The following is a 26,444-nucleotide window of genomic DNA, read 5'->3' as shown; positions in this document are numbered from 1 at the left end:
ACCAGGGCCTTGCCTTCGGATCAGGCCGGGGCGTCCTACGAGGTCACGAGGCGGGGTCGGTGCCGACGTGGGCGATGCGGTTGTTCTCGTCGACGAAGACGACGCGCGGCTCCCGCTTGCCGATCTCGTCCTCCTCCATGGACCCGTAGGCGATGATGATGACGATGTCGCCCGGGGCGACGAGCCGGGCGGCGGCGCCGTTGATGCAGACGACGCCCGAGCCGCGCTCGCCCTCGATGATGTACGTCTCCAGGCGCGAGCCGTTGTTGACGTCCACGATGGCCACCTGCTCGCCGAGCAGCAGGTCCGCCGCCTCCATGAGGTCGGGGTCCAGGGTGAGTGAGCCGACGTAGTTCAGGTCGGCCTCGGTGACCGTCGCCCGGTGGATCTTGGACTTGAGCATGGTGCGGCGCATCGGGAAGTTCCCCCTTCGAGGCGGGCCGGATTCCGGTGAAGCGAATGAGAGATGGAGGGAATCCGGCCAGATGTTGACGTTGGCGTTTCGCGCGGGGGGCCGTCCGTACATGATGGAAGAAAGCCCCGCCGGGTGGATTCTGCTCATGCGAACAGACGCGCGGAAGGGGGTATTGGTGGCAGCATTTTCCCGGTGGCAGCACCGTGCCAAAGAGGTGGCACGGGTTCGGACCGCCGGCCCGCCGCACCCCTTGCCATCTGCGGTGACGCTCGGCTCCGCGGCCGACGTGGCATGAGGCTGCCGCTGGTCCTTTCCTGCCACCGGGGAAACCTTTCCCGCCGCCGCCTTTTCGCTCAGAATGGATCACGGACAGAGCAGAGATACCCGTAGCCGTCCGGTTCCAGGACCACCGGTCGGGCGGGGATGACAATTGGGGGACAAAGTCATGAGCAGCGCTGGTCGAATTCTGGGCTTCGCGACCGCCGCGGTTGTGTTCTCGTTCGTTTCTCTGGGTGCGACCGCCCAGGCCGACACCGGCTCCGGTCCCGCGGACGCCGGGGTCTCGCTGCGCTGCGAGGGCGCCGGCGCGTCCGTGGAGGGGAACCTGAACTGGGACCTGGTGCCCGACGGGAACCTGAACTGGGACTCCGTGCCCGGCGGCCTGGACCTGGACCTCGGTCTCGACGTGGACCTGCCCGACGGGAACCTGAACTGGGACTCGGCGCCCGTCTGCACGGTCGCCGCCGGGGTCAACTAGTCAGATCCAGCCGCGCTGCCCCGCCCGGAGACCGGCCTCGAACCGGCTCCGGGCGTTGAGGCGTTCGCTCAGGTCGGCCGTCATCCTGCGCACCGTACGCAGGGACACGCCGAGGCTCTTGCTCGCGGCGGCGTCGGTGAGCCCCTGGGCGAGGAGCCGCAGCAACTCCTGTTCGCGCCGGGCGAGTCCGTGCTCGTCCAGTTCCTCGCAGCGGTCGTGCCCGTCGCCGAGCGGAACGGCGTCCGCCCAAACCCGTTCGAAGAGTTCGACGAGCGCCTTCACCACCCCGGTCGAGTTGATCTGGACGGCTCCCTTGCGGGTGTGGTCCGGGTCCATGGGCAGGATCGCCACCGTGCGGTCGATCACCGCCATCCGTATCGGCAGCACCGGCACGGTCCGCACCTGGCCGCCGATGCCGGTCAGCCAGCCGGCGTACTCCACGGTCGTGGGGTCGTTGCGCACGCTGTCCAGGTAGACCGTGCGCATCCGCACCCCGCGCCCGATGACGTCGCTGTCGAGCGGCTTGCTCGCGGCCAGGCTCGCGGCCGACTGGCCGCCGCCCGGGTTGAACGTCATGCACTCCTGCCGGGCCGCGTCGGCCAGATCCTGCATGCGCTCCTGCACGGAGTCCATGCCGATCAGGCGCTCCGCGTCCGGCTGCGAACGCGACGGATAGAGATGCCCGAACTCCGCCAGCATCGAGCGGATGTCCGCCCTGGTGCGCTCGTACTCCCTCTGCCGGTCGTGCAGTTCCGTGAGCTGATCGCTCAGCAGGGAGTAGAGGCTCAGGTTCGGGTCCACGGGCCGCAGCTCGTCCTGGTACGGGACGGCCAGAAGCTTGCGGTCGATCAGCTGGTCGACGGCCCGCCGCACCTGCTCCTCGGTCAGATTCAGCCGTTGCCGCACATCGCTCGGCCGCAGCCCGTGGTTCTCGAGGATGAGCCGGTACACATCCTCTTCATGGGATTCGAAGCCCAATCTGCTCAGCATTGTTGTCCCCCACAACGCATACCGAGGGGTGACGCAACAGGTGCGCACCCCTATGGGGCCCTGTCCAATGACCCCTCGACCCGACGGAGTGTAGCTCCGGTGAAGGGTTGGCTGTAGGTGCGTGTATGCGTATATGTCCTACCCTTTTGACGGCACGGTTGGCCTGGTGCCGGTCAAAAGAGGGTCAAGAGACGGTAGGCAGAAGCGAGAAGTCTTCACCTTTCGCGAGCGAATCCTCCACGGCACGCACAAACTCCTCCTGGTGCCGCTCACCCAGCAGTCGGCCGGGTTCCAGCCGTTGCACGAGGCGCTGGAGCGCCAGAATCAGCCAGCCGGCGCCGCGCACCGCGCTCCGCTCCCGCTCACCCCCGTACAGCCACACGTACAGGCAGGACGCCGCCGCGTGCAGCACGCAGTGCCGGGCCGCCGCACGCGACGCCGCCACCGAGTCCGGGGCCCGGCCCGCCCCCGCCACATCGGCGTACAGGGCGGTCCGGTGCGCCGACAACTCCGCGAGCACAGCGGCGAGTTCGGCCGCCGACTCCTCGTCCAGCCGCTTCCGTGCGACGTCCGCCGCCTCCCGCACGGCGTCCGTCCAGCCCCGGGTGATCTCGTCCTGGGCGGCGCTGGTGAGCTGGAGGGCGTCACCGGACGGGGACCACACCGGCGCCTCGCGCGACCAGTCGAACAGCGCGCGCAGCACCTCGCGGCCGCCCTCGGCGGGCCGGTCCGCGACCGCGGCGACCGTCGGCAACTGGGTCGCGATGCTGTGCAGATTGACGTGCGTCGTGCCCTCGAAGACCGTCGTGATGGCGTGGTCGCGCCGCAGCTTCTGCAGGGCCCCCGACGCCACGCCCTCGCGGAGGTAGCCGCGCGCCCCCAGGACCTTGCCCATGTGGTCGAGCACCTCCTCGCCCATCACCGGGACCAGGTACTTCACGACCGACGACCACAGGCTCATCCGCGTCGGCACCACCGACAGGGCCCGCGCCACGGGCAGCGCCACGCACTCGGCGATCAGGAGGTCGAGGTGGGCGCCCACCAGGTGCTCCCGCACCACCGGGATCTCCTTGACCGGCGATCCGTACAGCACCCGGTCATCGGCGTACCGCATCCCGATCCGCAGCGCCGAGTCCATGGTGCCCAGCGACATCGCGCCGATGGCGGTCCGCGTGATCTGGAGGGTCTTCAGCACCGAGGCGAGCCCCCGGTACGGCCGGCCGACCAGTGCCGTGCGGGGGACCCGCGCGTCGTGGAACGTGATCCCGCTCAGGTCGTGGCCGCGCAGACCGGCGCCCTTCAGGAACGGGGTGTTCGTCCACGCCCCGTCCGCCAGCCGCTCCTTGTCCACCAGGAACAGCGAGAGCCCGCGCCCGTCGTGCTGGGCGAGGACGCTGACGAACCGCGACCTGGTCGCGTTGCCGACCGGCCACTTCTCACCGTTGAGGACGACGTGGTCCCCGTCCGAGACCGCCGTCGTGCCGCTCGCCGCGAGGTCGCTGCCGTGGTCGCGCTCCGAGATGCCGAAGCAGGCCATGGCCCCCGAGGCCAGCCCCGCGGCGACCGGGACGCGCTGCTCCTCGGTGCCCCACAGCCACACCGGCGCGGCGCCCAGCAGGGTCGAGCCGAACAGCACGGAGAACGTCAGGTTGCGCCGGGCCAGGGTGCGGGTCAGCAGGAAGGCCGACTCCAGGTTCCGCAGCCGTCCGCCGTCGCCCTCCGGGACCAGGAAGTCGGCGAACCCCCATTCCAGCAGCAGCTTCTTCGCCCCGGCGGGCAGTTCGTCGTGCTCCTCGGCCGCGACGGTCGCGGCGAACGAGAAGGGGCCTCCGCCGTCGGCCGGGTCGCCGAGGAGCCGTTCGAGGGAGGCGACGGTGTCGAGGGTGGGCCGGGCGTGCTCCAGGGTCATCGGAACAGCTCCATGAGGGTGGTGGGAGGTGGCGCCCGCCGGGTTGCGGGGGCGTGGGCGCCCATGCTCGGCGCGCGGGCGCACGGGCCACCAGGCAACCGACCGGCAGCTGTTGATGCCCGCAAATTGCCCAGGGCCTTCCTGGCCGGAGGCCAGGGGGGACGCGAGGGTGTGGGCCGGGGCCGACGGGCCACGGTGGATGAAAGGATCGCGTTCCCGATGACCGACGTTTCCGTTGAGGGCTCGGCCCCTCCGCGCGGCGAGGACGGCACGGCCGACTCGACGCTCTTCACCCTCGACCGGGCCCGCGAGGACCTGATGGAGGTCGACGCCTCCATCCGCGCCTGCCTCACCTGGGACTACAGCGGGCGCGACAGCCGCATCTGGAAGCTGTACCAGCGCAACAAGCAGAACCAGTGGGACGCCGACACGGAGATCGACTGGAGTCACGACGTCCGCTTCGGCGCCCCCCTGTCCGACGACCAGAGCGCCGGCCTCGCCTCGTTCGTCGTCTCCGAGAACAGCCCCGTCCCCCGCGAACTGCTCAACAGCTTCCGCTGGGAGTACCAGGCGTGGATGGTCAGCCAGTTCCTCCACGGCGAACAGGGCGCCCTCGTCACCACGGCCCGGCTGGTGGAGACCGTCCCCGATCTGGAGGCGAAGGTGTACGCGGCCTCCCAGGTCGCCGACGAGGCCCGGCACGTCGAGGCGTTCGCCCGGTACATCGACGAGAAGATCGGCGTCTCCTATCCGATCAACCCCGGCCTCAAGTCCCTGCTGCGCGACCTGCTCGCCGAGTCCCGCTGGGACGTCGTCTACCTGGGCATGCAGGTCATCGTGGAAGGGCTCGCCCTGGCCGCGACCCGGCTCGCCAGCAGCGGCTTCGGCGACCCGCTGATCACCTCGATCACCCGGATGATCGCCAAGGACGAGGCCCGGCACATCGGCTTCGGCGTGGTCTCCCTCACCGGCCTCTACAACGACATGACGACCCGGGAGCGCGACGAGCGCGAGGCGTTCCTCCTGGAGGCCGTCCACCTGATGTCCCGCCGGTTCCTGCTGCGCGAGGTCTGGGAGCGCATGGACCTCGACGTCGAACAGGGCCTCGCCTTCGCCCGTACCGACCCGATGATGTTCGGCTACCGCCAGCTGCTGTTCCAGCAGGTCATCCACGTCCTGCGGCAGCTCGGCCTGCTCACCCCGAAGCTGCGCGAGCTGTTCCTCGCCGAGAACCTGGCCCGGCCCGAGGCCCTGCGCACCGCCGCCTAGGACCCGTCGGGCCCCGCGCCCCGAAGCGGAAGGAGAGGGCCGGCGATGTCCGTCGCCCGTACGCGCCTGCCCGAGGTCGTCGTCACCGGCCTCGGCGCCACCACCCCGCTGGGCGGCGACGCCCCCACCACCTGGCGGGGCATCGTCGCGGGCCGGTCCGCCGCCCGCGCCCTCACCGAGCCCTGGGCCGAGGCGCTGCCCGTCCGGATCGCCGCCCGGGCCGCCGTCGAACCCGACACCGTCCTGGAGCGGACCCGGGCCCGCCGGCTCGACCGGGCCGCCCGGTTCGCGCTCGTCGCCGCCGAGGAGGCATGGGCGGACGCCGGCTTCCGCGGCCCCGCCGGTGACCACGGGCAGCCGCCCGCCGAGCGCGTCGGCGTCGTCATGGGCAGCGGCATCGGGGGCGTCGGCGCCCTCCTGCGCGCCCAGGAGCAGCTGCGCACCGGACGGGTGCGCGCCATCTCCCCGTACACCGTGCCCATGGTCATGGTGAACGGTGCCGCCGGGGCGGTCAGCCTCGCGCTCAACGCCCGGGCCGCCGCCCACTCCCCGGCCGGGGCCTGCGCGGCCGGGGCGGAGGCGGTCGCGGCGGGCCTGGACATGATCCGGCTCGGCCGCGCCGACGTGGTCGCGGTCGGCGGCGGCGAGGCCGTCATCGGCCCCCTGGCGCTCACCGCGTTCGCCTCGATGCACGCGGTCTCCCGGCGCAACGACGACCCGGCGGGCGCCTCCCGCCCCTACGACAAGCAGCGTGACGGGTTCGTCCTCGGTGAGGGCGCCGCCGTCCTCGTCCTGGAGTCCGCCGAGCACGCCCGCGCCCGGGGCGCCCGGGTCTACTGCGAGCTGGCGGGGGCCGGGGTGAGCGCGGACGCCCACCACATGGTGCGGCCCCAACCGGACGGCCTCGGCCTGGCGAGCGCCCTGCGCAAGGCACTCGCGGACGCCGCCCTGACCCCGGCGGACGTGGCGCACGTCAGCGCCCACGCCACGTCGACCCCGCAGGGCGACATCGCGGAGAGCCGCGCGCTCAACCACGTACTGGGGGACTCCGGTTACGCCGTCTCCGCCGTCAAGTCGGCCGCCGGGCACCTGATCGGCGGCTCCGGGGCGCTGGGGGCGCTCGCCGCGGTCCTGTCCCTGCGGGACCGCACGGCCCCGCCCGTCGCGAACCTGGCCGACCTGGACGACGCCATCGCCCTGGACGTGGTCCGCACCGTGCCCCGCGCCCTGCCCGCCGGCGACCTCGCCGCCCTGTCCAACGCGGCGGGCTTCGGCGGCCACAACGTGGTGCTGGCGTTCCGCGCCTGAGGGCACGCGAAGGGGGCCGGTCGGTGACCGGCCCCCTTCCCGTACGCGTACGGGTCAGACCGCCGCCGTGTCCGCGAGCGTGCCGTCGCACAGCTGCTTCCACATCAGCCGTCGGCGCGGCTTGCCGCTCGACGTGACCGCCAGGCCGCTGCGGCGGACGTGGACGAGCAGCAGCTCCGCGTCGGGCAGCGACTCCGTGACGACCTCACGGGCGACCGCGTCCCACTCCGGCTTCGCGCCCTCCATGACCACGGCGGCCGTCGCGACGCCGTCGCGGAAGCCCAGCAGGACCGCCGCCCGGCGCTCGGTGACGCCCAGCTCGTGCAGCCGGCCCTCCAGGCTCTCCGCGAAGACCATCTTGCCGTTCATCTTGATGCCGTCACCGAGCCGGCCGAGGACGAACAGCTGCCCGTCGCGGAGGAACCCGGCGTCGCCCGAGCGCAGCACGCCCGACGCCAGGCTGGTGCCGGAGGCCGAACCGGCCTCGCCGACGTAGCTGTTGCCGCGCACCGAGGTCCCGCCGACGACGATCTCGCCGACGGTGCCGTCGGGCACGGGCCGGTCGTCCTCGTCCAGCACGGAGACCGTGACGCCCTCCATCGGACGCCCGCAGCCCACGATCCGGGCCGTGCCGGGCCGCCCGTCCTCGCCGTCCGGTGCCGAGGCCGCCCAGCCCTCGTCCGGGGCCAGGCCGGTCACCCCGAGCGTCGCCTCCGCGCCCCCGTACGCCGGGGTGAAGACGCCGCGCCGGAAGCCGTACGGGCCGAGCAGTGCCTCGATCGCCTCCAGGGCGTCCGGGTCGATGCGCTCGGCGCCCAGGCTGACCGACTGCAGGGCGCTGAAGTCCAGGCCCTCCAGGGCGGCCGGGCGGACCCGGCGCAGGATGTACGCGAGGCCGAAGTTGGGCATCGCGGTCAGGCCGATCCGGTTCTCGCTGATGCAGCGCAGATAGCGGACCGGGTCGCGCAGGAAGTGCTCGGGCTGCATCAGCCAGCCGTCGCACCCGGTGACCACCATGTTGATCAGGCAGCCGGTGAGGCCGAAGTCGTGGTGCACGGGCATCCAGCTGATGCCGGCGTCCTCGGGCCGCCACCGCAGCCGCCGCCGCATCGCGGTGATGTTGGCGCGCAGCGCGTCGGACGCGACCCGGACGCCGCGCGAGAAGCCGCTGGACCCGGAGGTGAACTGGAGCAGCGCGTGGTCCGGCAGCGGATACGGGGCGGCTGCCGGTTCCACGTCGCGAACCAGCTCGTCGAAGAGCACCGGCTGGCGGATGCCGAGCCCGGCGCACGTCTTGCCGACCGCCTCGAAGGAGTCCTCGTCGCAGATGGTGAGGGCCGGCGCCGCCGTGCGGAAGAGGTGGTCGACGTGGCGCTGGTAGTCCTCGCTCCGCTGGAACGCGAACGGCGGCGCGATCGAGGACGGCGTGGCCCCCGCCGCGAGCGCGCCGAACAGGCTGGCCGCGAAGCCGGGGCTGGAGCGCTGCACCACGACCACCACGTCGTTGCGGCGCACCCCGTGCGCGCGCAGCGCGGCGGCCGTGGTGAGGGTCAGCCGGGCGAGCGACCGGTAGGAGTGGAAGTCCCAGCTGTCACGGGATCCGGCGAAGTGGAGCCCGCGGTCGGCCGGCGCGTCGGTCAGCCATTCCAGCAGGGCGCGGTCGGGATAGCTCTCGGGACGGGTCAAAGCAGTGGTCCTCTCAGCCTCTGCGGGCATTGCTGCGCATCATGCCGAGCGGCGGCGGCCCCCTTCCAGGCAAGAATCCGGTAACTCGCCCCGGCGGCCGACCGGCAGCCGGCGACGCCGGTTGCCGGTCCCTTTCCTGGTGACCGCACGCGCGTTCGGCGAGCATCGACCCACGGCGCCGGCCCGTCGACACCCTGCCGTCGCCGCCCCGCACGCCCCGGGGCGGCCGCGCCCGCCGTCGCCCCGGCGCCCCACGACCGCCGGACGTCCCGCCCTGCGGACCGCGCCCAACACCCCGCGATCCGGCCCAGGGCACCAGACCGAGGCGCGCTGGAACGCGCCGGGAAGGTGGTCGTCGTCCGATGACTCCGCTCGTCACCGAAGGCACCCCGTTTCCGCTGACCGCCGCCCAGCGCGGGGTCTGGTTCGCGCACCGGCTCGCCTCACCCACCTCGACGTTCAACCTGGCCGACTACCTGGAGATCCGGGGACCGGTGGACGCCGGCATCCTCCGGCGCGCGGTCCGCCGGGCCGAGGTCGAGAGCGGCACCTTCGACGTGGTCTTCGGCGAGGGCCCGCAGGGCCCGTACCAGACGGCCGTCGCGCAGGCGGGCGAGCTGCTGCGGGAGATCGACCTCTCCGGCCGCCCGGACCCGCACGCCGAGGCGCTGCGCTGGATGGCCGAGGACCGGCACACCGCCCTGGACATCGTCCGCGACCCGCTGTTCAACGAGGTGCTGCTGAAGCTGGGGCCCGAGCACTTCATCTGGTACAAGCGCTGCCACCACATCCTCATCGACGGCTTCGGCAGCGTGCTCTTCACCCGCCGGGTCGCCGAGCTGTACGCCGCCGAGGCGGCCGGTGAGGAGTCCGCGGGCGCCCCGCTGAACACCCTCGCCGAGCTCGTCTCCGAGGAGGCCGCCTACCGCGCGTCCGACCGCTTCACCCGCGACCGCGCGTACTGGCTCGACCGGTTCGCGGTGCAGCCGGAGACCGCCACACTGTCGGACCGTACGGTGCCGGGCCGGGCCGGAGAGGTACTGCCCACCCGCACCGCCGAGCTGCCCGAATCCGCGCTGGCCGCGCTCCGGACCGCGGGACGCGAGGCCCGGACCACCTGGACGGTGCCGGTGCTCGCCGCGGTCGCCGCGTATCTGCACGGCATGACCGGGCAGCGCGACCTCACCATCGGCGTCCCGGTCGCGGCCCGGCGCACCGACATCGCCCGCAACAACCCCGGGATGATGGCGAACCAGCTCCCGCTGCGGCTCACCGTCGACCCGGCCACCACCCGCTCCCAGCTGCTCCGCCAGGTCGCGGCGCGGCTGGCCGAGCTCCTGGAGCACCAGAACTACCCGTACGACGACCTGCGGCGCGACCTCAAGCTGGTCGGCAGCGGCGGCCACCTCTTCGGGGTGCAGGTCAACATCCTGCCCACCAGCAGCGACCTGCTCTTCGACGGCCACCCCACCTACGCGCGCACCCTCCAGGGCGGCCCGGTCCCCGACCTCAACATCAGCGTCCGCCCCCAGGGCACCGGACAGGGCGCCGCCATCGACTTCGAGGCCCCCGCCGACCGCTACACCGAGGACGAGCTCGCCGCCCACCAGGACCGCTTCCTGCGCTACCTCACCGCGCTGGCCACCGCCCCCGCCGACCTCCCGATCGGCCGGGTCCCGCTCCTCGGCCCCGCCGAGCACGAGCGGGTCCTCGTGGAGTGGAACGACACCGGCCGGCCGGACGCCGGGGCCACCTTCCCCGAGCTGTTCGAGCGCCAGGTCCGGGCCACCCCGCACGCCGACGCCGTACGGGCGGGGGAGACCACGCTCTCGTACGAACGGCTCAACGCGCGCGCCAACCGGCTGGCCCGCCTCCTCGCCCGCAAGGGCGCCGGGCCCGACACCCGGGTCGCCGTCGCCATGGACCGCTCGCCCGAGGCGGTCGTGGCCGTCCTGGCGGTCCTGAAGGCGGGCGCCGCGCACCTGCCGGTCGACGTGTCGTACCCGGCCGAGCGCATCGCGTACATGCTGGACGACGCCCGCCCCGCCCTGATGCTCACCACCCGGCCCGCCGCCGCCCGGCTGGACGGCCTGACGGACCTCCCCGAGCAGCTGTTCCTGGACGAGCTGTTCGTCGGCGACCTCTTCCTCGACGAACTCGTCCTGGACGAGGCGTCCCTGGAGCCGCACGCCGACGACAGCGACCTGACCGACGCGGACCGCACCGCGCCCCTGCGCCCGGGCCACACCGCGTACGTCATCTACACCTCCGGGTCCACCGGACGCCCCAAGGGCGTCCTGGTCCCGCACACCGGGATCGCCGCCCTCGCCTCCACCCAGGCCGACCGGCTCGCGCTGCGGCCCGGCGAGCGCGTCCTGATGTTCGCCTCGCCCAGCTTCGACGCCTCCGTCTGGGAGCTGTGCACCGCGCTCCTCACCGGCGGCTGCGCGGTCGTCGCCCCCGCCGAACGCCTCCGGCCGGGCCCCGCCCTGGCCGCCCTCATCGCCGAGACCGGCGTCAGCTGCCTGCTGCTCGCCCCCTCCGCGCTGTCCGTGATGGCGGAGGGCTCGCTCCCGCCGGGCGTCACGCTCGTCGTCGGCGCCGAGGCGTGCCCGCCCGACCTGGTCGAGCGCTGGTCGCCCGGGCGCCGCATGGTCAACGCCTACGGGCCCACCGAGTCCACCGTCATCACCACCATGAGCGACCCGCTCGCCGGCCGCACCGTGCCCCGGATGGGCCGCCCCGTGCACCGCACCCGGGTGCGCGTCCTGGACGAGGCGCTGCGCCCGGTCCCGGCGGGCGTGGCCGGCGAGCTGTACATCGCGGGCTCCGGCCTGGCGCGCGGCTACCTGAGCCGCCCCGCCCTGTCCGCCGGGCGGTTCGTCGCCGACCCGTACGGGGAGCCCGGGGCCCGGATGTACCGCTCCGGCGACCTCGCGCGCTGGACCGCCGGCGGAGAGCTGGAATACCTGGGCCGCGGCGACGACCAGGTCAAGGTGCGCGGCTTCCGGATCGAGCCCGGTGAGATCGAGGCGGTCCTCGCGGCCGACCCGGCCGTCGGGCACGCCACGGTCGTCGTCCGCGAGGACGCGCCCGGCGTACGCCGCCTCGTCGCGTACGTGGTGCCCCGCCCCGGCGCGGTGCCGGAGCCCGCCGCACTGCGGGAGCTGGCCGCCGCCGGGCTGCCCGAGTACATGGTGCCCGCCGCCGTCGTGGTGCTCGACGCGCTGCCCCTGACCCCCAGCGGCAAGCTGGACCGCAACGCCCTGCCCGCACCGGAGTTCACCGGCGCCGCCGAGAGCCGCGCCCCGCGCGACGCCCGCGAACGGCTGCTGTGCGAGCTGATCGGCGAACTCCTCGGCGCCACCGCCGTCGGCATCGACGACAACTTCTTCGACCTCGGCGGCGACTCGATCGTGGCCGTCCAGTTCGTCACCCGCGCCGCCCGCGCCGGGGTCGGCCTCACCCCGCAGGACGTCTTCACGCACCGCACGGTCGCCGCCATGGCCGCCCACGCGGCGGGCATCGACGCCCCCGGCGACGCGACGCCGGACACCCCGCCGGTGCCCGAACCCGTCGGCCCCGAGGAGGCCGCCGCCCTGCGCGCCCGCTGGGCCGGGCGGAACGCGGAGGCGCTGCTCCCGCTCGCCCCGCTCCAGGAGGGCATGCTCTTCCACGCCTTCTACTCCGGCGCCGCCCTCCGCGACGGCGACGCGGACACCGGCCCCGACCCGTACAACGTGCAGAAGGTCTTCGGGCTCGCCGGGCCGCTCGACACCGAGGCGCTGCGCCGCGCCTGCCGGGGCGTGCTCGACCGGCACCCCGCGCTGCGTGCCGCGTTCGACCGCGCCGGGTCCGGCGTGCCGGTGCAGGTGATCTGCGGCGGCCTCGAACCGGACTGGGCCTTCCACGACCTCGCGGACCTGCCCGCGCCGGAGCGCGCCGCCGCGCTGTCCACGCTGCTCGCCTCGGACAAGGCCCGCCGCTTCCCGATGGACGCGCCGCCGCTCATCCGCTTCGGCCTCGTGCGCACCGCCCCGGACGAGCACCTGCTCGTCCTCACGAACCATCACATCCTGTACGACGGCTGGTCGTTGCCCCTGGTGCTGCGGGACCTGTTCCTGCTGTACGCGGACGGCGGCGCCGGTTCCGCCCTGCCGCCCGCCGTCCCGGTCTCCGACCACCTCGCGTGGCTCGCCGCCCAGGACCGCACGGCCTCCGAGGACGCCTGGCGCACCGCACTCGCGGGCCTGGACGAGCCGACCCTCGTCGCCCCCGGCGCCCAGGCCGCCACCGGCACCCCCGCCCTCGCCGTCACCGAACTGGACGAGGAGCTGACCCGGGCGGTGAACGCGGCCGCCCGCACCCGGGGCCTGACCGCGAGCACCGTCGTCCAGGGCGCCTGGGCGCTGCTCCTCGCACTGCTCACCGGCCGGGACGACGTCGTGTTCGGCACCACCGTCTCCGGCCGGCCGCCGCTGCTCCCGGGTGTGGAGGAGATGGTCGGGATGCTGATGAACACCGTCCCGGTCCGGGTGCGCGTCGACCCCGCGCAGCCGTTCGCCGCGCTCCTCGCCACCGTGCAGTCGGAGCAGGCCGCGCTCACCGGGCACCACCACCTCGGGCTCGCCGCGCTCCAGCGGCTGACCGGGATGCCCGAACTCTTCGACACCAGCACCGTCTTCGAGAACGCCCCGGTGGACCGCGCGTCCATCGGCCGGGCCGTCCCGGGCCTGCGGATCAGCGTCGAGGAGTCCGACGCCACCGGCGCCACGCACTACCCGCTCAGCCTGATCGCCGCCCCCGGCGACCGGATGCGCCTGGAACTCACCTACCGGGCCGACCTGTACACCGGGGCGGAGGCCGACGCGGTCCTCACCCGGCTCCGGCTCGCCCTCGCGGCGTTCGCGGCCGACCCGGACCAGCCGGTCGCCGGAATCCGTCTGCTCACCGCCGAGGAGACGTCCGGGGCGCTCGCGGCGGGCACGGGCCCGGTCCGCGCCTTCCCGGACGCCACCCTGCCCGAGCTGTTCGCGGCCCAGGCCGCCCGCACCCCGGACGCGGTCGCCGTCGTCTGCGGCGCCGAGACGGTGACGTACGCCGGACTGGACGCACGGGCCGGCCGCCTCGCCGCCGCGCTCGCCGCGAAGGGCGCCGGGCCCGGGCGGGTCGTCGGGGTGAGCCTGCCCCGCTCGGTCGAGCTGATCGTCGCCCTGCACGCAGTCCACCGCGCCGGGGCCGCCTACCTGCCGATCGACCCGGAGTACCCGGCGGAGCGCGTCCGCAACATGCTCAGCGACGCCGACCCGGTCCTCGTCATCGACCCGGCCAACTACGCGGCGCTGACCTCGGGCGCCCCGGCCGCCGACGGCCCGGCGCCGGACCGCCCGCTGCCCCTGCACCCGGCCTACGTCATCCACACCTCCGGCTCCACCGGCCGCCCCAAGGGCATCGTCGTGGCGCACGCCGGGGTCGCCAACTACCTGCACTGGATGCAGGACGCGTTCCCGCTCGGCCCCGGCGACCGGGTCCTCCAGCGCACGTCGATGAGCTTCGACCCCTCGGTGTGGGAGATCTTCTGGCCGCTGATCACCGGTGCCGCCGTCGTGATCGCCGAGCCCGACGGGCACACCCGGCCCGGCTACCTGCCCGACCTGATCCGCCGGGAGAAGGTCACCGTCGCCCAGTTCGTCCCCTCCACGCTCGAAGTCTTCGTCCAGGAGCCGGGCGCCGACCGCTGCGACGGACTGCGGCGGGTGTTCTGCGGCGGCGAGGCCATGACCTCCGGCCTGGTGGAACGATTCCGCGCGGTGAGCGGGGCCGCCCTGCACAACCTGTACGGGCCGACCGAGGTGTCCGTCTACTCCACGAGCCACCTGGCGGTCGCGGGCGCCGAACCCGCCGCCGTGCCCGTCGGCCGCCCCGCGTCGAACCTGCGGGTGTACGTGCTCGACGCCCGGCTGCGGCCGGTGCCCCCCGGGGTGAGCGGCGAGATCTGCATCGCGGGGCCCGGTGTCACCCTCGGCTACGCGGGCCGGCCCGGGCTCACCGCGGAACGCTTCGTCGCCGACCCGTACGGCGCGCCCGGCACCCGGATGTACCGCACCGGCGACCTCGGCCGCCGCCGGGCCGACGGGGAGCTGGAGTACCTGGGCCGCGCCGACCACCAGACGAAGATCCGCGGCCACCGCATCGAGCTCGGCGAGATCGAGACCGTGCTGACCGCCGACGCCTCGGTGTCCCGCGCCGCCGTCATCGTCCGGGAGGACCGGGCGGGCGCCCCGCGCATCGTCGCGTACGCCGTCCCCGCCGCAGGGCCCCTCGACGCCGACGCGCTCCGGGAACACCTCGCCGCCTCGCTGCCCGGCTACATGGTGCCGTCCGTCCTGATGGAGGTCGCCGCCCTGCCGCTGACCCCCAACGGAAAGCTGGACCGCAAGGCCCTGCCCGTACCGGAGTTCTCGGCGGCCCCCGCCGGACGCGAACCGCGCGACGCCCGCGAGACGCTGCTCTGCGGCCTGTACGCCGAAGTGCTCGGCCTGGAACGGGTCTCCATCGACGACGACTTCTTCGGCCTCGGCGGCGACTCGATCATGTCGATCCGGCTGGCCGGCCGCGCCCGCACCGAAGGACTCGACCTCACCCCGCGCGACGTGTTCACGCACAAGACCGTCGCCGCGCTCGCCCCCCACGCCAAGGACGTCGCGGCGGGCGAGGGCGCCTGGACCCCCGCCCAGCAGCCCCTCGTCCCGCTCGACCTGGACGAGCTCGAAGAGCTCGAAGCCCAATGGGAGAACTCCAAGTGAAGCAGACCTCGCTGGAAGCGGTCCTGCCGCTGTCCCCCTTGCAGGAGGGCATGCTCTTCCACGCTCTCTACGACACCGAGGGCGTCGACTTCTACAACATGCAGACGCCCCTGGAGCTGGCCGGGGCCCTGGACGCGCAGGCCATGAAGCGCGCCTGCGGGCAGCTCCTGGAACGCCACTCCGGTCTGCGCGCGGGCTTCCTGCAACGCCGCTCCGGCCAGGCCGTCCAGGCCGTGGCCCGCTCCGTCGAGGTGCCCTGGGAGGAGAGCGACCTCAGCGGCTTCGGCGAGAGCGAGCAGCGCGCCCGGCTCACCCGGCTCCTCGCCGCCGACCGCGAGCGCCGCTTCGACCTGGCCCGGCCCCCGCTCGTCCGCTTCACCCTGGTCCGGCTGGGCGCCGAACGCCACGTCCTCGTCATCACCAACCACCACATCCTGGTCGACGGCTGGTCCCTGCCCATCGTGCTGCGCGACGTCTTCCGCCTCTACCGGCGCGCCCGGGGCGACGCGGGCCTGCCCGGCCTGGAGGCGGTCGCCCCGTTCAGCGACTACCTGGGCTGGCTCGACGCCCAGGACCGGGGCGAGGCCGAACGGGCCTGGGCCGAGGCGCTGGACGGCCTCGCCGAGCCGACGCTGGTCGCCCCGGCGGCCACCGCGGGCACCCCGGGCCGCCAGCAGCGCGTCATCGCGGACCTGCCGGCCGAGCTGACCGCGGCGCTCACCACGGCCGGGCGGCAGCGCGGGCTCACCCTCAACACCGTCGTCCAGGGCGCCTGGGCGCTGCTCCTGGCCTCCCTGACCGGGCGCGACGACATCGTGTTCGGGGCCACCGTCGCGGGCCGCCCGCCGCAGATCCCCGGCGTCGACCACATGGTCGGCCTGCTCATCAACACCGTGCCGGCCCGGCTGCGCATCGACCCGGACGAGCCGCTGTCCGCGATGCTGGCCCGGCTCCAGGACCAGCAGGCCCGCCTCGGCGGTTACCACTACCTGGGCCTCGCCGACATCCACCGGACCACCGGGCACACCGAGCTCTTCGACACCACCGTCGCGTTCGAGAGCTTCCCGATCGACCCGCTGGCCGCGTCCAAGGCGATCCCCGGCATGGCCATCTCCATCGTGGAGGCCACCGGCCACGAGGCCCACGAGGGCACCCACTACCCGCTCAGCCTCGCCGTCTACCCGGGCGACGAACTGCGCCTCGAACTCAACCACCGCCAGGACCTCTTCGACACCGCTGCGGCGACCGCCCTCCTCGGCAGGCTCCGGCTGCTCCTCGAAGGCTTCGTCTCCGCCCCGGACACCCCCGCCGGCCGCGTCGACCTGCTCACCGAGGAGGAGCGCCGCCGCACCCTCTACACCTGGAACGACACCGCCCGCGAAGTCCCCGACGCCACCCTCCCCGACGTGTTCGAGGCGCAGGTGCGGGCCACCCCCGAAGCGACCGCCCTCGTCGGCGGCGGGCAGGCCCTCGCCTTCGGCGCCCTCAACGCCCGCGCCAACCGGCTCGCCCGGCTCCTCGCCGCCCGGGGCGCCGGCCCCGACACCCTCGTCGCGCTCGCGCTGCCCCGCACCGCCGACACCGTGGTGGCGATCCTCGCCGTGCTGAAGGCCGGCGCCGCCTACCTGCCGATCGACCCGGAGTACCCGGCCGCCCGGATCACCGCGCTGCTCGCCGACACCGCGCCGGTCCTCCTGGTGACCACGGACGCCGTCGCGGCCGGGCTCCCGGACGGCGGCCCGGACCGGCTCTCCCTGGACGCCCTCGCGGACCGGCTCGACGGCGGTGCCGGAGCGCCCTCGGACGCCGACCTCACGGACGCCGACCGCACCGCCCCGCTCCTCCCCGCGCACCTCGCTTACACCATCTCCACCTCGGGCTCCACCGGCACGCCCAAGGCCGTCGCGGTCGAGCACCGCGCGCTGGTGAACATGTTCCACAGCCACCGGGACCGGTTCTTCGCGCCGGAGTCCGAGGCGGCGGGCGGGCGGCGGATGCGGGTCGCGCTCACCAACGCGCTGGTCTTCGACGCCTCGTGGAGCCAGCTCCTGTGGATGACCGGCGGCCACGAACTGCACCTGGTGGACGACGAGACCCGCAAGGACCCGCACGCGCTGACCGCGTACGTCACCGGGCGGCGGATCGACGTCCTCGACACCACGCCCAGCTTCGCCCGCTCCCTCCTCGCGGCCGGACTCCTCACCGCCGAGGGCCACCGCCCGACCACGCTCGCACTGGGCGGCGAGGCCGTCGGCGACGACCTGTGGGACGCACTGCGCGCCACCGAGGGCCTGAACGGCTACAACCTGTACGGCCCCGCCGAGTGCACCGTCGACGCGATGCTGTGCCGTACCGGCGACAGCGAGCGCCCCGCCATCGGCCGCCCCGCGCACAACACCCGCGTCTACCTCCTGGACGCCCGGCTGCGCCCCGTCCCCGCCGGTACGGACGGCGAGCTGTACATCGCCGGGGCCGGCCTCGCCCGCGGCTACCTCGGCCGCCCCGGGCTCTCCGCCGAACGCTTCGTCGCCGACCCCTTCGGCGCCCCCGGCGCCCGCATGTACCGCACCGGCGACCTCGGCCGGTGGCTGCCCGACGGCACGATGGTGTTCGCCGGGCGCGCCGACGACCAGGTCAAGATCCGCGGCTTCCGCGTCGAACCCGGCGAGATCGAGGCGGTCTGCGCCGCCGACCCGGCCGTGGCACGGGCGGCCGTCCTGGCCCGCGAGGACCGGCCGGGCGTCAAGCGGCTCGTCGCCTATGTGGTGCCCGCCGACGCCTCCGCCGACCTCGCCGGGCTGCCCGGCCGGCTGGCCGGGGTGCTGCCCGCGCACATGGTGCCCGCCGCCGTCGTCACGCTGCCCGAGCTGCCCCTCACGATCAACGGCAAGCTGGACCGCCGCGCCCTGCCCGCCCCGGAGTTCGCGGGTGCGGCCGGAGGGCGGGCGCCGAAGGACGACCGGGAACGGCTGCTGTGCGAGCTGTTCGCCGAGGTGCTGCACGTCGGACGTGTCGGTGCCGACGACAGCTTCTTCGACCTGGGCGGCGACTCGATCCTCTCCCTCCAGCTGGTCTCCCGGCTGCGCAAGGCGGGCCTCGCGCTCACCCCCAAGGACGTCTTCACCCACCGCACCGTCGCCGCGCTGGCCACCGCCGCCACCACGACCGCCGACGCCGAGCCCTCCTTCGTACCGCCGGAGGGGCCGCTCGTCACCCTCGGCGCCGAGGAACGGGCCGAGCTGGACCGGGACTTCCCCGGGCACCTGGACGTCCTGCCGCTGACCCCGCTCCAGCAGGGCATGCACTTCCACGCCCTGCTCGCCGAGGACGGCGTGGACGTCTACAACACCCAGCGCCCCCTGCAACTCGAAGGTGAGCTGGCCGCGGGCGTGCTGCGGACCGCCTGCGAGGCGCTGCTGGCCCGGCACGACAACCTGCGCGCCGCGTTCGTCCGCCCGGCCGGCGGGGCCGCCGTCCAGGTGGTGCCCGCGGCCGTCGCCCTGCCGTGGACGGACCTCGACCTCACCGGGTACGACGAGGAGACCCAGCGCGACCGGGTCGCGGCCCTGCTCGCCGAGGACCGGGTCCGCCGCTTCGACCTGGCCGCACCGCCGCTGGTGCGCGTCACCCTGGTCAAGCTCGCCGACGACCGGCACCTCTTCCTGCTGACCCACCACCACATCCTGCTCGACGGCTGGTCGCTGCCCCTGATGTTCCGCGACCTGTTCGAGCTGTACGCGAACGGCGGCGCCTCCGCCTCCCTGCCGGCCGTCACCCCGTACCGCCACCACCTCGGCTGGCTGGCCGCCCAGGACGGGACGGGCGACCGGCTGTGGAAGGACGCGCTGGCCGGGCTCGACGGGCCGACCCTGGTCGCGCCCGGCGCCGACGCGGCCGCCGCCGTCGTCCCGGACCTCGTCGCGCACCGCCTCGGCGCCGACGAGACCCGGGCGCTCACCGCCGCCGCCCGCGCCCACGGACTGACCCTGAACACCGTCCTCCAGTACGCCTGGGCGGTCGCCCTCGGCCGCCTCACCGGCCGCCGCGACGTCGTCTTCGGCGCCACCGTCGCCGGACGCACCCCGCAGCTGCCCGGCGCCGAGTCCGTCGTCGGCATGCTGATGAACACCATCGCGGTCCGGGTGCGCTGGGAACCCGGCCAGCCCCTGACCGGCGTCCTCACCCGGCTCCAGGACGAGCAGGCCGCCCTCGGCGAGGCCCACCACGTCTCCCTGGCCGCCGTGCAGCAGGGCGCCGGCCACGGCGAACTCTTCGACACGGTCCTCGGGTTCGAGAACACCCCGGTCGACCGGGCCGCCGTCCAGGAGCAGGTGCCCGGTCTCCGGATCTCCGTGGACGACACCGCCGCCCCCGGCGCGACCCACTACCCGCTCAGCCTGGTCGTGGTGCCCGGCGAGCGTCTGAGCCTCGAACTGAACTACCGGGGCGACCTCTTCACGCACGACGAGGCGGACCGGCTGCTCACCGTGGTGGGCCGCGTCCTGGACGCCCTCGTCGCCACCCCGGACCTGCCGACCGGCCGCATCGGCCTGCTCTCCGCACCGGAGCTCGACCGCCTGGTCGCCGAGCCCAACCGGGGGGCCGACGCCCGGGCCGCGACCCCGGCCACCTTCCCCGAGCTGTTCGCCCGGCAGGCCGCCGCCCACCCGGACGCGCCCGCCGTGACCGGCCCCGGGGGCACCCTCACGTACGCCGAGCTGGACGCCCGCGCCAACCGCCTGGCCCGCGTCCTGGCCGCCCACGGCGCCGGCCCGGAACGGCTGGTCGTCGTCGCCATGCCGCGCTCCACGGACTCCGTGGTGTCGATCGTCGCCGCGCTCAAGGCGGGCGCCGCCTACCTGCCGCTCGACGTGGCCTACCCGGCCGACCGCGTGGCGTTCATGCTCCGCGACGCGGCCCCGCACCTCGTCCTCACCACCCGCCAGGCCGCCGAGGGCCTGCCCGCCCAGGAGGACGGCGGCCCCGCCCGGTTGTACGTGGACGAGCTGACGGTCCCCGCGTCGACCTCCGACGCCGACCTCACCGACGCCGACCGGACGGGCCCGCTGCGCCCGGCGTCCGCCGCGTACGTCATCTACACCTCGGGCTCCACCGGTACCCCGAAGGGCGTCCTGGTCACGCACGGCGGGCTCGCCTCGATGATGGCCGCCCAGGCGGACGGGCTCGACGCGAAGCCGCTGGGCAAGGTCCTCCTCTACGCCTCGCCCAGCTTCGACGCCTCGGTGTGGGAGCTGTGCACCGCGCTGCTCACCGGGTCCTGCGCGGTCGTCGTACCGGCCGGTGAGCTCCTGCCGGGGCAGCCGCTCGTGGACACCGTCGCCCGGTACGGGGTGAACTGCCTGCTGCTGCCGCCGTCCTCGCTGGCCGTGGTCCCCGAGGGCGGCCTGCCCGAGGGCGTCACACTCGTCGTCGGCGGCGAGGCGTGCGCGCCCGACCTGGTGGCCCGCTGGTCCGCCGGGCGCCGCATGGTCAACGCCTACGGGCCGACCGAGTCCACGGTCATGGCCACCATGAGCGCGCCCCTGGCCGGCCGCACCGCCCCGCCCATGGGCCGCCCGGTCGCCGGCAGCCGCGTCTACGTGCTGGACGAGACGCTGCGCCCGGTCCCGCCCGGGGTCCCCGGCGAACTGCACATCGCGGGCGCCGGGCTCGCCCGCGGCTACCTCGGCCGCACCGCGCTCACCGCGCAGCGCTTCCTCGCCGACCCGTACGGCGCACCCGGCACCCGGATGTACCGCACCGGCGACCTCGCCCGGTGGACCGCCGACGGGCAGCTGGAGTACCTGGGCCGCAGCGACGAGCAGGTCAAGGTGCGCGGCTTCCGGATCGAGCCCGGCGAGGTCGAGGCCGCGCTCACCGCCGACGCCTCGGTGGACCGGTCCGTCGTCGTCGCCCGCGAGGACGCCCCCGGCATCCGGCGCCTGGTCGGGTACGTCGTCGCCGCACCGGGCCAGCGGGTCAGCCCGGCGGCGCTGCGGGAGCGGGTCGGCGCGGTGCTGCCCGACTACATGGTCCCGGCCGCCGTGGTCGAGCTGGACGCCTGGCCGGTCACCCCCAGCGGCAAGCTCGACCGCAACGCCCTGCCCGCCCCGGACTTCAGCGCCGCGGCGACCGGGCGCGCCCCGCGCGGCGAGGCGGAGGAGCTGTTCTGCGCGCTCTTCCAGGACGTGCTCCAGGTCGACCGGGCCGGGGCGGACAGCAGCTTCTTCGACCTGGGCGGCGACTCCATCACGTCCATCCAGCTCGTCACGCGGGCGCGCAGGGCCGGGTACGAGATCGCCCCGCGCGACGTCTTCGCGGGCCGCACCGTGGCCGGTCTGGCCGCGCTGGCGAAGCGGCTCGGCTCCGAGGCCCGGCAGCCCGCCGCGGTCCCCGAGGAGCCGCTGGTCGCCCTGGACCAGGACGAGCTGGACGAGTTCACCGCGGAGTGGGACGACGACTCCGCCTGAGACCTCCCCGGCGCACGCCCGCGCGCGCCGGGGACCACGCCCCGCGACGAACCGGCAGGGACCCTGCTCGGCCGGTTCCGAGGGCGGCACCACCCCGCGGCCGATGGGGCCGCAACAGGACCGGACCCGACCGGCCCCGGCCGGCCAGAGAGAGGACACGACGATGGCGAATCCGTTCGACGACGAGGAGGGGACCTTCACGGTCCTCGTCAACGACGAGGGGCAGCACTCGCTGTGGCCGTCCTTCGCCGAGGTCCCGGCCGGCTGGACGACCGCGCTGGGTGAGTCCGACCGGGCCTCCGCGCTCGCGTACATCGAGGCCAGCTGGACCGACATGCGCCCGAAGAGCCTGGTCGCCGCCACCGAGGGGAGCGCCCGATGACCGTCCTGGAGAGCGTCGCCGCGTACACCCTCACCGGCCGCGAGACCGCCGAGCTCGGGGAAGGGCTCGCCTCGCTGCGCGACAGCGCGGGCGACCCGTCGTTCCCCGACTTCTACGACCATTCCTGGCAGGCCGTCGAGGTCCTGCCGGCCGGGCTGCGCGCCTTCCTGGAGGACTTCCGGCGCACCGAGCAGTCCGCGGCCTGCCTGGTCCACGGCTTCCCCGTGGACGACGAGGCCCTGGGCGCCACCCCCGCGCACTGGAGCGAGGCGATCGCCATGAAGAACGCCCTCGACCAGGAACTCGCCCTCGCGCTCTGCGGGATGGTGCTCGGCGAGCCGTTCGCCTGGGCCACGCTCCAGCAGGGGCGGCTCGTGCAGAACGTCCTGCCGATCGCCGGCGACGAGGAGAACCAGAGCGGCTACGGCAGCGAATCGCTCCTGGAGTTCCACACCGAGGACGGCTTCCACCCGCAGCGCTGCGACTACCTGATGCTGCTCGGCCTGCGCAACCACGACCGGGTGCCGACCATCGTCGCCTCGGTCCGCGACATCCGGCTCTCCGACGAGGACCGCGACATCCTCGCCTCCGAGAGCTTCCACATCCTGCCCGACACCGAGCACATCCGGCAGATGGAGGCGTGGAACCCGGACCACCCGGCACTCGCCGAGGCCCGGCGGATGCTGGAGCGGCCGGTGCCCAGCGCGGTCCTGCTCGGCGACCGGCTCAGCCCGTACCTGCGCATCGACCGGCCGTTCATGCGCTGCGTGGACGACGACCCCCGGGCCGTAGCCGCGCTGGACCGGCTCATGGAGGAGCTGGAACGGGTCCAGCAGGACGTGGTGGTGGAGCAGGGCTCCCTGCTCGTCGTGGACAACTACCTGGCCGCGCACGGCCGCCGCTCCTTCCGGGCCCGCTACGACGGCACCGACCGCTGGCTGAAGAAGCAGCTGGTCAGCCGCAATCTGCGGCGCGGTCTGAACACGTCCACCACGGACAGCCACCGGGTGATCCTGTGACCGGGGCCCGTACGGTCGTCGTCTCCGGGGCGTCCAGCGGCATCGGCCGGGCGGTCGCCGCCCGGTTCGCCCTGGACGGCGACCACGTCGTCAACCTGGACGTGGCGAAGCCGGACGGCGAGGTCCCCGGCGTCCGGTGGCTCGACGTGGACGTCGCCGACTGGGACGCCGTGGGCGAGGCCGTCGCCGCCGTCCAGGAGTCCACCGGCCGGCTCGACGTGGTGATCGCCAACGCCGGGATCAGCATCCGCCACGGCGTCCTCGAACTCACCGAGGCCGAGGCGCGCAGGACCCTCGACGTCAACCTGATGGGCGTCCTGGCGCTGTGGCGGCACGCCGCCGGGCACATGGTCCGCCAGGGCGACGGCGTGCTCCTCGCCACCGCGTCCGTCAACGGCTCGCGCGGTTACCCGCTCTACGCGGACTACAACGCCTCCAAGGCCGGGGTCGCCTCGCTCTGCCAGACCTTCGCCATGGAGCTGAGCCCGATGATCCGGACCGCGTGCGTGACCCCGGGGGCGGTGCTCACACCGATGCAGGAGGCGGAGTACACCCCGGCCATGCTGGACGAGGTCAACGCGCGGATTCCGGCGCGGCGGCACGCCCTGCCGGAGGAGATCGCCGCCGCCTTCCACTTCCTGGCCTCGGACGGGGCCCGGTTCATCACCGGCCAGGAACTCGTCGTCGACGGCGGCGAGACCGCCGGCGCCACGACGGCCTTCTTCCCCGGCCACACCGGACAGCCGTAGCAGGACGCGCCCGGGGCCGCCGGACCCTCACCTCCGGCGGCCCCGGCCCGCCCACGACCGCAGAACACGACCGCCGTACACGACCGCCGTACACGACCGCCGTACACGACCGCCGAACACGACCGCAGAAATGGAACGATCATGACCGAGCGCCCCGTGTTCGACCCGGCGCACCTCGACACGGCCGACCTGTCCGACCCCCGGCTGCACGCCACGTACGACCTGCGCGAGCTGTGGAGCCACCTGCGGACCGAGTCGCCGGTGCACTGGCACCCGCCGGCCGGGCAGACCGACGGCTTCTGGGTGCTGACCCGTTACGAGGACGTCGCCGCCGTCTACAAGGACAGCCGCACCTTCACCTCCGAGCGCGGCAACGTGCTCGACACCCTCCTCCACGGCGGGGACTCCGCCGCCGGGCGGATGCTCGCCGTCACCGACGGCCGCCCGCACTCCGCTCTCCGCGGTGTGCTCAGCAAGCCCTTCTCGCCGCGCTCGCTGGACGTCGTCGTGGACAGCGTGCGGCGCTCCACCCGCGAGCTGATCCGGCAGGCCGTGGAGCGCGGCAGCTGCGACTTCGCGACCGACGTCGCCGCGCACATCCCACTCGCCGCGATCTGCGACCTGCTCGGCGTCCCGCCGAAGGACCGGGGTCTGATCATCGAGCTGACGTCGTCGGCGCTCTCCTCCACCGACGGCGCCCCCACCCAGGAGGGCACCTGGTCCTCCCGCAACGACCTGCTGCTCTACTTCTCCGAACTCGCCCAGTCGCGGCGCGAGAAGCCGTACGACGACGTGGTGAGCCTGCTCGTCAGCAAGGAGGTCGACGGGCGCCCGCTGACCCACGAGGAGATCATCTTCAACTGCTACAGCATCATCATGGGCGGCCACGAGACGACCCGGCTCGCGATGATCGGCGGCTTCCGCGCCCTGGTCGACCACCCGGACCAGTGGCGGGCCCTGTGCGACGGCGATGTACCGGTGGCCCAGGCGGTCGAGGAGATCCTGCGCTGGACCACCCCCGCCCTGCACAGCGGACGCACCGCGACCCAGGACACCTTCCTCGGCGGCCGGTTCATCGAGGAGGGCGACGTCGTCACCGTCTGGAACGCCTCCGCCAACTTCGACGAGACGGTCTTCCCCGACCCCTACCGCTTCGACCTGGCGAGGACCCCGAACAAGCACCTGAGCTTCGCCCACGGGGCGCACTTCTGCATCGGCGCCTACCTGGCCCGGGCCGAACTCTCCGCCGTGGTCGAGGGTTTGCGCGAGTACGCCGCCGAGCTGGCGGTCACCGGTGAGGAGAGCCGGGTCTACTCCAACTTCCTCAACGGCCTCGCGAGCCTCCCGGTGACCCTGACGTCCAGGGCCCTGACCTCCGCCTGAGCCGCCGCCCCCGGCCCCGTACCGCCGTCCGGTACCGGGGCCGGTACGGCGAGCCCCACCCGCAGCAGCCCGTGCCCGGCCGCCCAGGCCCCCCGCAGCAGCGCAGGGAACGGGGGCCCGCCGGGCACCGGGCCGGCCGGCACCCGCGCGGTGAACGTGCCGTCCGCCGACAGGGAGACCTCCGCGTCGAGCCACCCCAGCGGCAGCCCGGTCAGCGGATGCCAGGCCTTGTACACGGCCTCCTTCACGCAGAACGCCAGCCGGTCCCACGCCACCGGCACCCCGGCGCGCCCCAGCTCCGCGACGGCCGCGCGCTCCCCGGCACCCAGCACCCGCCCCGCCACCCCGTGCGGCAGCGGCGCGTCCGGCTCGGCGTCGATCCCGACCGCCCGGAACGCCCCGGCGGGGGCGACGGCGGCGGCCCGGTACCCCACGCAGTGCGTCAGGCTGCCCACCAGGCCCTCCGGCCACTTCGGCCCGTCGCGGCCCTCCCGCACCAGCGGCGCGGGCTCCCTGCCCAGCCGCCGCAGCGCCTCGCGGGCGCAGCCCCGTACGGTCGTGAACTCGCGCCGCCGCTCCTCGACCACATCCGGGATCAGCGCCTCCTCCTCCGGGAAAAGGCGAATCCCGGCCGCGGCCCCCGTGTCACCGAAGGTCTCGACCAGGATCACCCCGGCGGGCAGCAGCCCGTCCGTCACTCCGAGGTCCGGGGACCGGCGGCCGGCGCGGCCGACTCCCGTACCGGCAGGGTGGAGTCCTTCGCGCGCAGGCCCAGGAAGTACTGCTGGACGAGCAGCGTCACGCCCATGCCCAGCCACAGCGCGTTGATGTTGATCGGCTCACCGGTCGCCACATGCGCGATCGCGCCCACCACGAGCCGCGCCGCGATCGTCGCCAGCCACAGCCACATCGTGCCCATGCCGCCCTTGCGGATCACCTTGCCCGCGGGGGTCCGCCACATCGGCATCGACCGGGCGCGCAGCGCGCCGAACACCACGGAGACGGCGAGCGCCAGCGCCAGGAAGCCGATCCCGCCCGCCGTCGCCTCGCTCGGGCCCGGCGGCACACAGCCCCGCGCCACGAGCAGCGCGCACCAGATGTACATCTGGGGCCTTACCTCCCGTGCGGTGAACTGGGTGATCAGCACCCCCACCGTGATCCCCACGACGAGAACGGTGTTGAACACGACGGCGAAGTCGCCGCTCCCGTCGACGTGGACCGCCGCGAGCTGCGCGGTGGGGGCGGCGGAGCCGTGGGCGAGCAGGCTGAGCATGGGCGTTCCCTTGGGGTCGGGGGTGGGG

Annotated in this window: 15 protein-coding genes; 9 read left to right on the top strand and 6 right to left on the bottom strand. The window is 74.3% G+C overall.

The features are described from left to right. Positions 1–43: 43 nt before the first annotated feature. The gene (gene panD / locus ACN6LM_RS02730) at positions 44–415 is read right to left on the bottom strand and encodes an aspartate 1-decarboxylase (RefSeq protein ID WP_164404313.1); all 372 of its coding nucleotides are present in this window, start codon (positions 413–415) and stop codon (positions 44–46) included. A 445-nt stretch (positions 416–860) separates the two neighbouring features. On the opposite strand from panD, the gene ACN6LM_RS02725 reads away from it, so the two are divergent. Next, a complete protein-coding gene (locus tag ACN6LM_RS02725) occupies positions 861–1,172 on the top strand; it encodes a hypothetical protein (RefSeq protein ID WP_445063640.1) in 312 nt (103 codons plus the stop codon). Here ACN6LM_RS02725 and ACN6LM_RS02720 read toward each other — a convergent pair whose 3' ends face one another. Together ACN6LM_RS02720 and ACN6LM_RS02715 are read right to left on the bottom strand one after the other, a co-directional pair. Then, positions 1,173–2,150: a helix-turn-helix transcriptional regulator gene (locus tag ACN6LM_RS02720; RefSeq protein WP_445063639.1), complete on the bottom strand. Its 978-nt coding sequence runs from the start codon at positions 2,148–2,150 to the stop codon at positions 1,173–1,175. 196 nt (positions 2,151–2,346) lie between these two features. Continuing rightward, the gene (locus tag ACN6LM_RS02715; protein ID WP_445063638.1) at positions 2,347–4,071 is read right to left on the bottom strand and encodes an acyl-CoA dehydrogenase family protein; all 1,725 of its coding nucleotides are present in this window, start codon (positions 4,069–4,071) and stop codon (positions 2,347–2,349) included. Between the two features lie 219 nt (positions 4,072–4,290). Here ACN6LM_RS02715 and ACN6LM_RS02710 point away from each other — a divergent pair, with 219 nt between their 5' ends. Both ACN6LM_RS02710 and ACN6LM_RS02705 read left to right on the top strand, forming a co-directional pair. Further along, complete coding sequence (locus ACN6LM_RS02710) at positions 4,291–5,340, top strand: ferritin-like domain-containing protein (protein ID WP_445063637.1); 1,050 nt, start codon at positions 4,291–4,293, stop codon at positions 5,338–5,340. 45 nt (positions 5,341–5,385) lie between these two features. Further along, positions 5,386–6,648 carry a beta-ketoacyl-[acyl-carrier-protein] synthase family protein gene (locus ACN6LM_RS02705; RefSeq protein WP_445063636.1) on the top strand — a complete coding sequence of 421 codons (1,263 nt, stop codon included), beginning with the start codon at positions 5,386–5,388 and terminating at the stop codon, positions 6,646–6,648. Positions 6,649–6,702: 54 nt separating this feature from the next. On the opposite strand, the gene ACN6LM_RS02700 is transcribed toward ACN6LM_RS02705, so the two are convergent. Further along, the gene (locus tag ACN6LM_RS02700) at positions 6,703–8,334 is read right to left on the bottom strand and encodes an AMP-binding protein (protein WP_445063635.1); all 1,632 of its coding nucleotides are present in this window, start codon (positions 8,332–8,334) and stop codon (positions 6,703–6,705) included. A 362-nt stretch (positions 8,335–8,696) separates the two neighbouring features. Here ACN6LM_RS02700 and ACN6LM_RS02695 point away from each other — a divergent pair, with 362 nt between their 5' ends. The 6 genes from ACN6LM_RS02695 (at position 8,697) to ACN6LM_RS02670 (ending at position 25,143) form a co-directional block, all read left to right on the top strand. Continuing rightward, positions 8,697–15,140: an amino acid adenylation domain-containing protein gene (locus ACN6LM_RS02695; protein ID WP_445063634.1), complete on the top strand. Its 6,444-nt coding sequence runs from the start codon at positions 8,697–8,699 to the stop codon at positions 15,138–15,140. Beyond that, entirely contained in the window at positions 15,122–21,610 is a 6,489-nt protein-coding gene (locus tag ACN6LM_RS02690) for an amino acid adenylation domain-containing protein (protein WP_445063633.1), read from the top strand. The genes ACN6LM_RS02695 and ACN6LM_RS02690 overlap by 19 nt, the downstream gene beginning before the upstream one ends. A gap of 163 nt (positions 21,611–21,773) precedes the next feature. Then, complete coding sequence (locus ACN6LM_RS02685) at positions 21,774–21,992, top strand: MbtH family protein (protein WP_445063632.1); 219 nt, start codon at positions 21,774–21,776, stop codon at positions 21,990–21,992. Then, complete coding sequence (gene gntD, locus ACN6LM_RS02680) at positions 21,989–23,011, top strand: guanitoxin biosynthesis L-enduracididine beta-hydroxylase GntD (RefSeq protein ID WP_445063631.1); 1,023 nt, start codon at positions 21,989–21,991, stop codon at positions 23,009–23,011. The genes ACN6LM_RS02685 and gntD overlap by 4 nt, the downstream gene beginning before the upstream one ends. Continuing rightward, positions 23,008–23,760: an SDR family NAD(P)-dependent oxidoreductase gene (locus ACN6LM_RS02675; protein ID WP_445063630.1), complete on the top strand. Its 753-nt coding sequence runs from the start codon at positions 23,008–23,010 to the stop codon at positions 23,758–23,760. Before gntD ends, ACN6LM_RS02675 begins: the two co-directional genes overlap by 4 nt. A gap of 141 nt (positions 23,761–23,901) precedes the next feature. Further along, positions 23,902–25,143 carry a cytochrome P450 gene (locus ACN6LM_RS02670; RefSeq protein WP_445063629.1) on the top strand — a complete coding sequence of 414 codons (1,242 nt, stop codon included), beginning with the start codon at positions 23,902–23,904 and terminating at the stop codon, positions 25,141–25,143. Here the strand turns inward: ACN6LM_RS02670 and ACN6LM_RS02665 are convergent. After that, entirely contained in the window at positions 25,071–25,841 is a 771-nt protein-coding gene (locus tag ACN6LM_RS02665; RefSeq protein ID WP_445063628.1) for a 4'-phosphopantetheinyl transferase family protein, read from the bottom strand. The genes ACN6LM_RS02670 and ACN6LM_RS02665 overlap by 73 nt on opposite strands. After that, positions 25,838–26,416 carry a hypothetical protein gene (locus ACN6LM_RS02660; RefSeq protein WP_445063627.1) on the bottom strand — a complete coding sequence of 193 codons (579 nt, stop codon included), beginning with the start codon at positions 26,414–26,416 and terminating at the stop codon, positions 25,838–25,840. Before ACN6LM_RS02660 ends, ACN6LM_RS02665 begins: the two co-directional genes overlap by 4 nt. Between the last annotated feature and the right edge of the window lie 28 nt (positions 26,417–26,444).

This window comes from Streptomyces sp. SAS_281 (assembly GCF_052542855.1).
The sequence above is the reverse complement of the archived record's forward strand: the minus strand, read 5'-3'. Positions and strand labels throughout refer to the sequence as shown.

Bases quoted from the DNA above. Each gene is read 5' to 3' on its own strand.
- gntD (WP_445063631.1), top strand. From the start codon at position 21,989: ATGACCGTCCTGGAGAGCGTCGCCGCGTACACCCTCACCGGCCGCGAG.
- ACN6LM_RS02725 (WP_445063640.1), top strand. From the start codon at position 861: ATGAGCAGCGCTGGTCGAATTCTGGGCTTCGCGACCGCCGCGGTTGTG.
- ACN6LM_RS02710 (WP_445063637.1), top strand. From the start codon at position 4,291: ATGACCGACGTTTCCGTTGAGGGCTCGGCCCCTCCGCGCGGCGAGGAC.
- ACN6LM_RS02695 (WP_445063634.1), top strand. From the start codon at position 8,697: ATGACTCCGCTCGTCACCGAAGGCACCCCGTTTCCGCTGACCGCCGCC.
- ACN6LM_RS02670 (WP_445063629.1), top strand. From the start codon at position 23,902: ATGACCGAGCGCCCCGTGTTCGACCCGGCGCACCTCGACACGGCCGAC.
- ACN6LM_RS02685 (WP_445063632.1), top strand. From the start codon at position 21,774: ATGGCGAATCCGTTCGACGACGAGGAGGGGACCTTCACGGTCCTCGTC.
- ACN6LM_RS02705 (WP_445063636.1), top strand. From the start codon at position 5,386: ATGTCCGTCGCCCGTACGCGCCTGCCCGAGGTCGTCGTCACCGGCCTC.
- ACN6LM_RS02690 (WP_445063633.1), top strand. From the start codon at position 15,122: ATGGGAGAACTCCAAGTGAAGCAGACCTCGCTGGAAGCGGTCCTGCCG.
- ACN6LM_RS02660 (WP_445063627.1), bottom strand. From the start codon at position 26,416: ATGCTCAGCCTGCTCGCCCACGGCTCCGCCGCCCCCACCGCGCAGCTC.
- ACN6LM_RS02715 (WP_445063638.1), bottom strand. From the start codon at position 4,071: ATGACCCTGGAGCACGCCCGGCCCACCCTCGACACCGTCGCCTCCCTC.
- panD (WP_164404313.1), bottom strand. From the start codon at position 415: ATGCGCCGCACCATGCTCAAGTCCAAGATCCACCGGGCGACGGTCACC.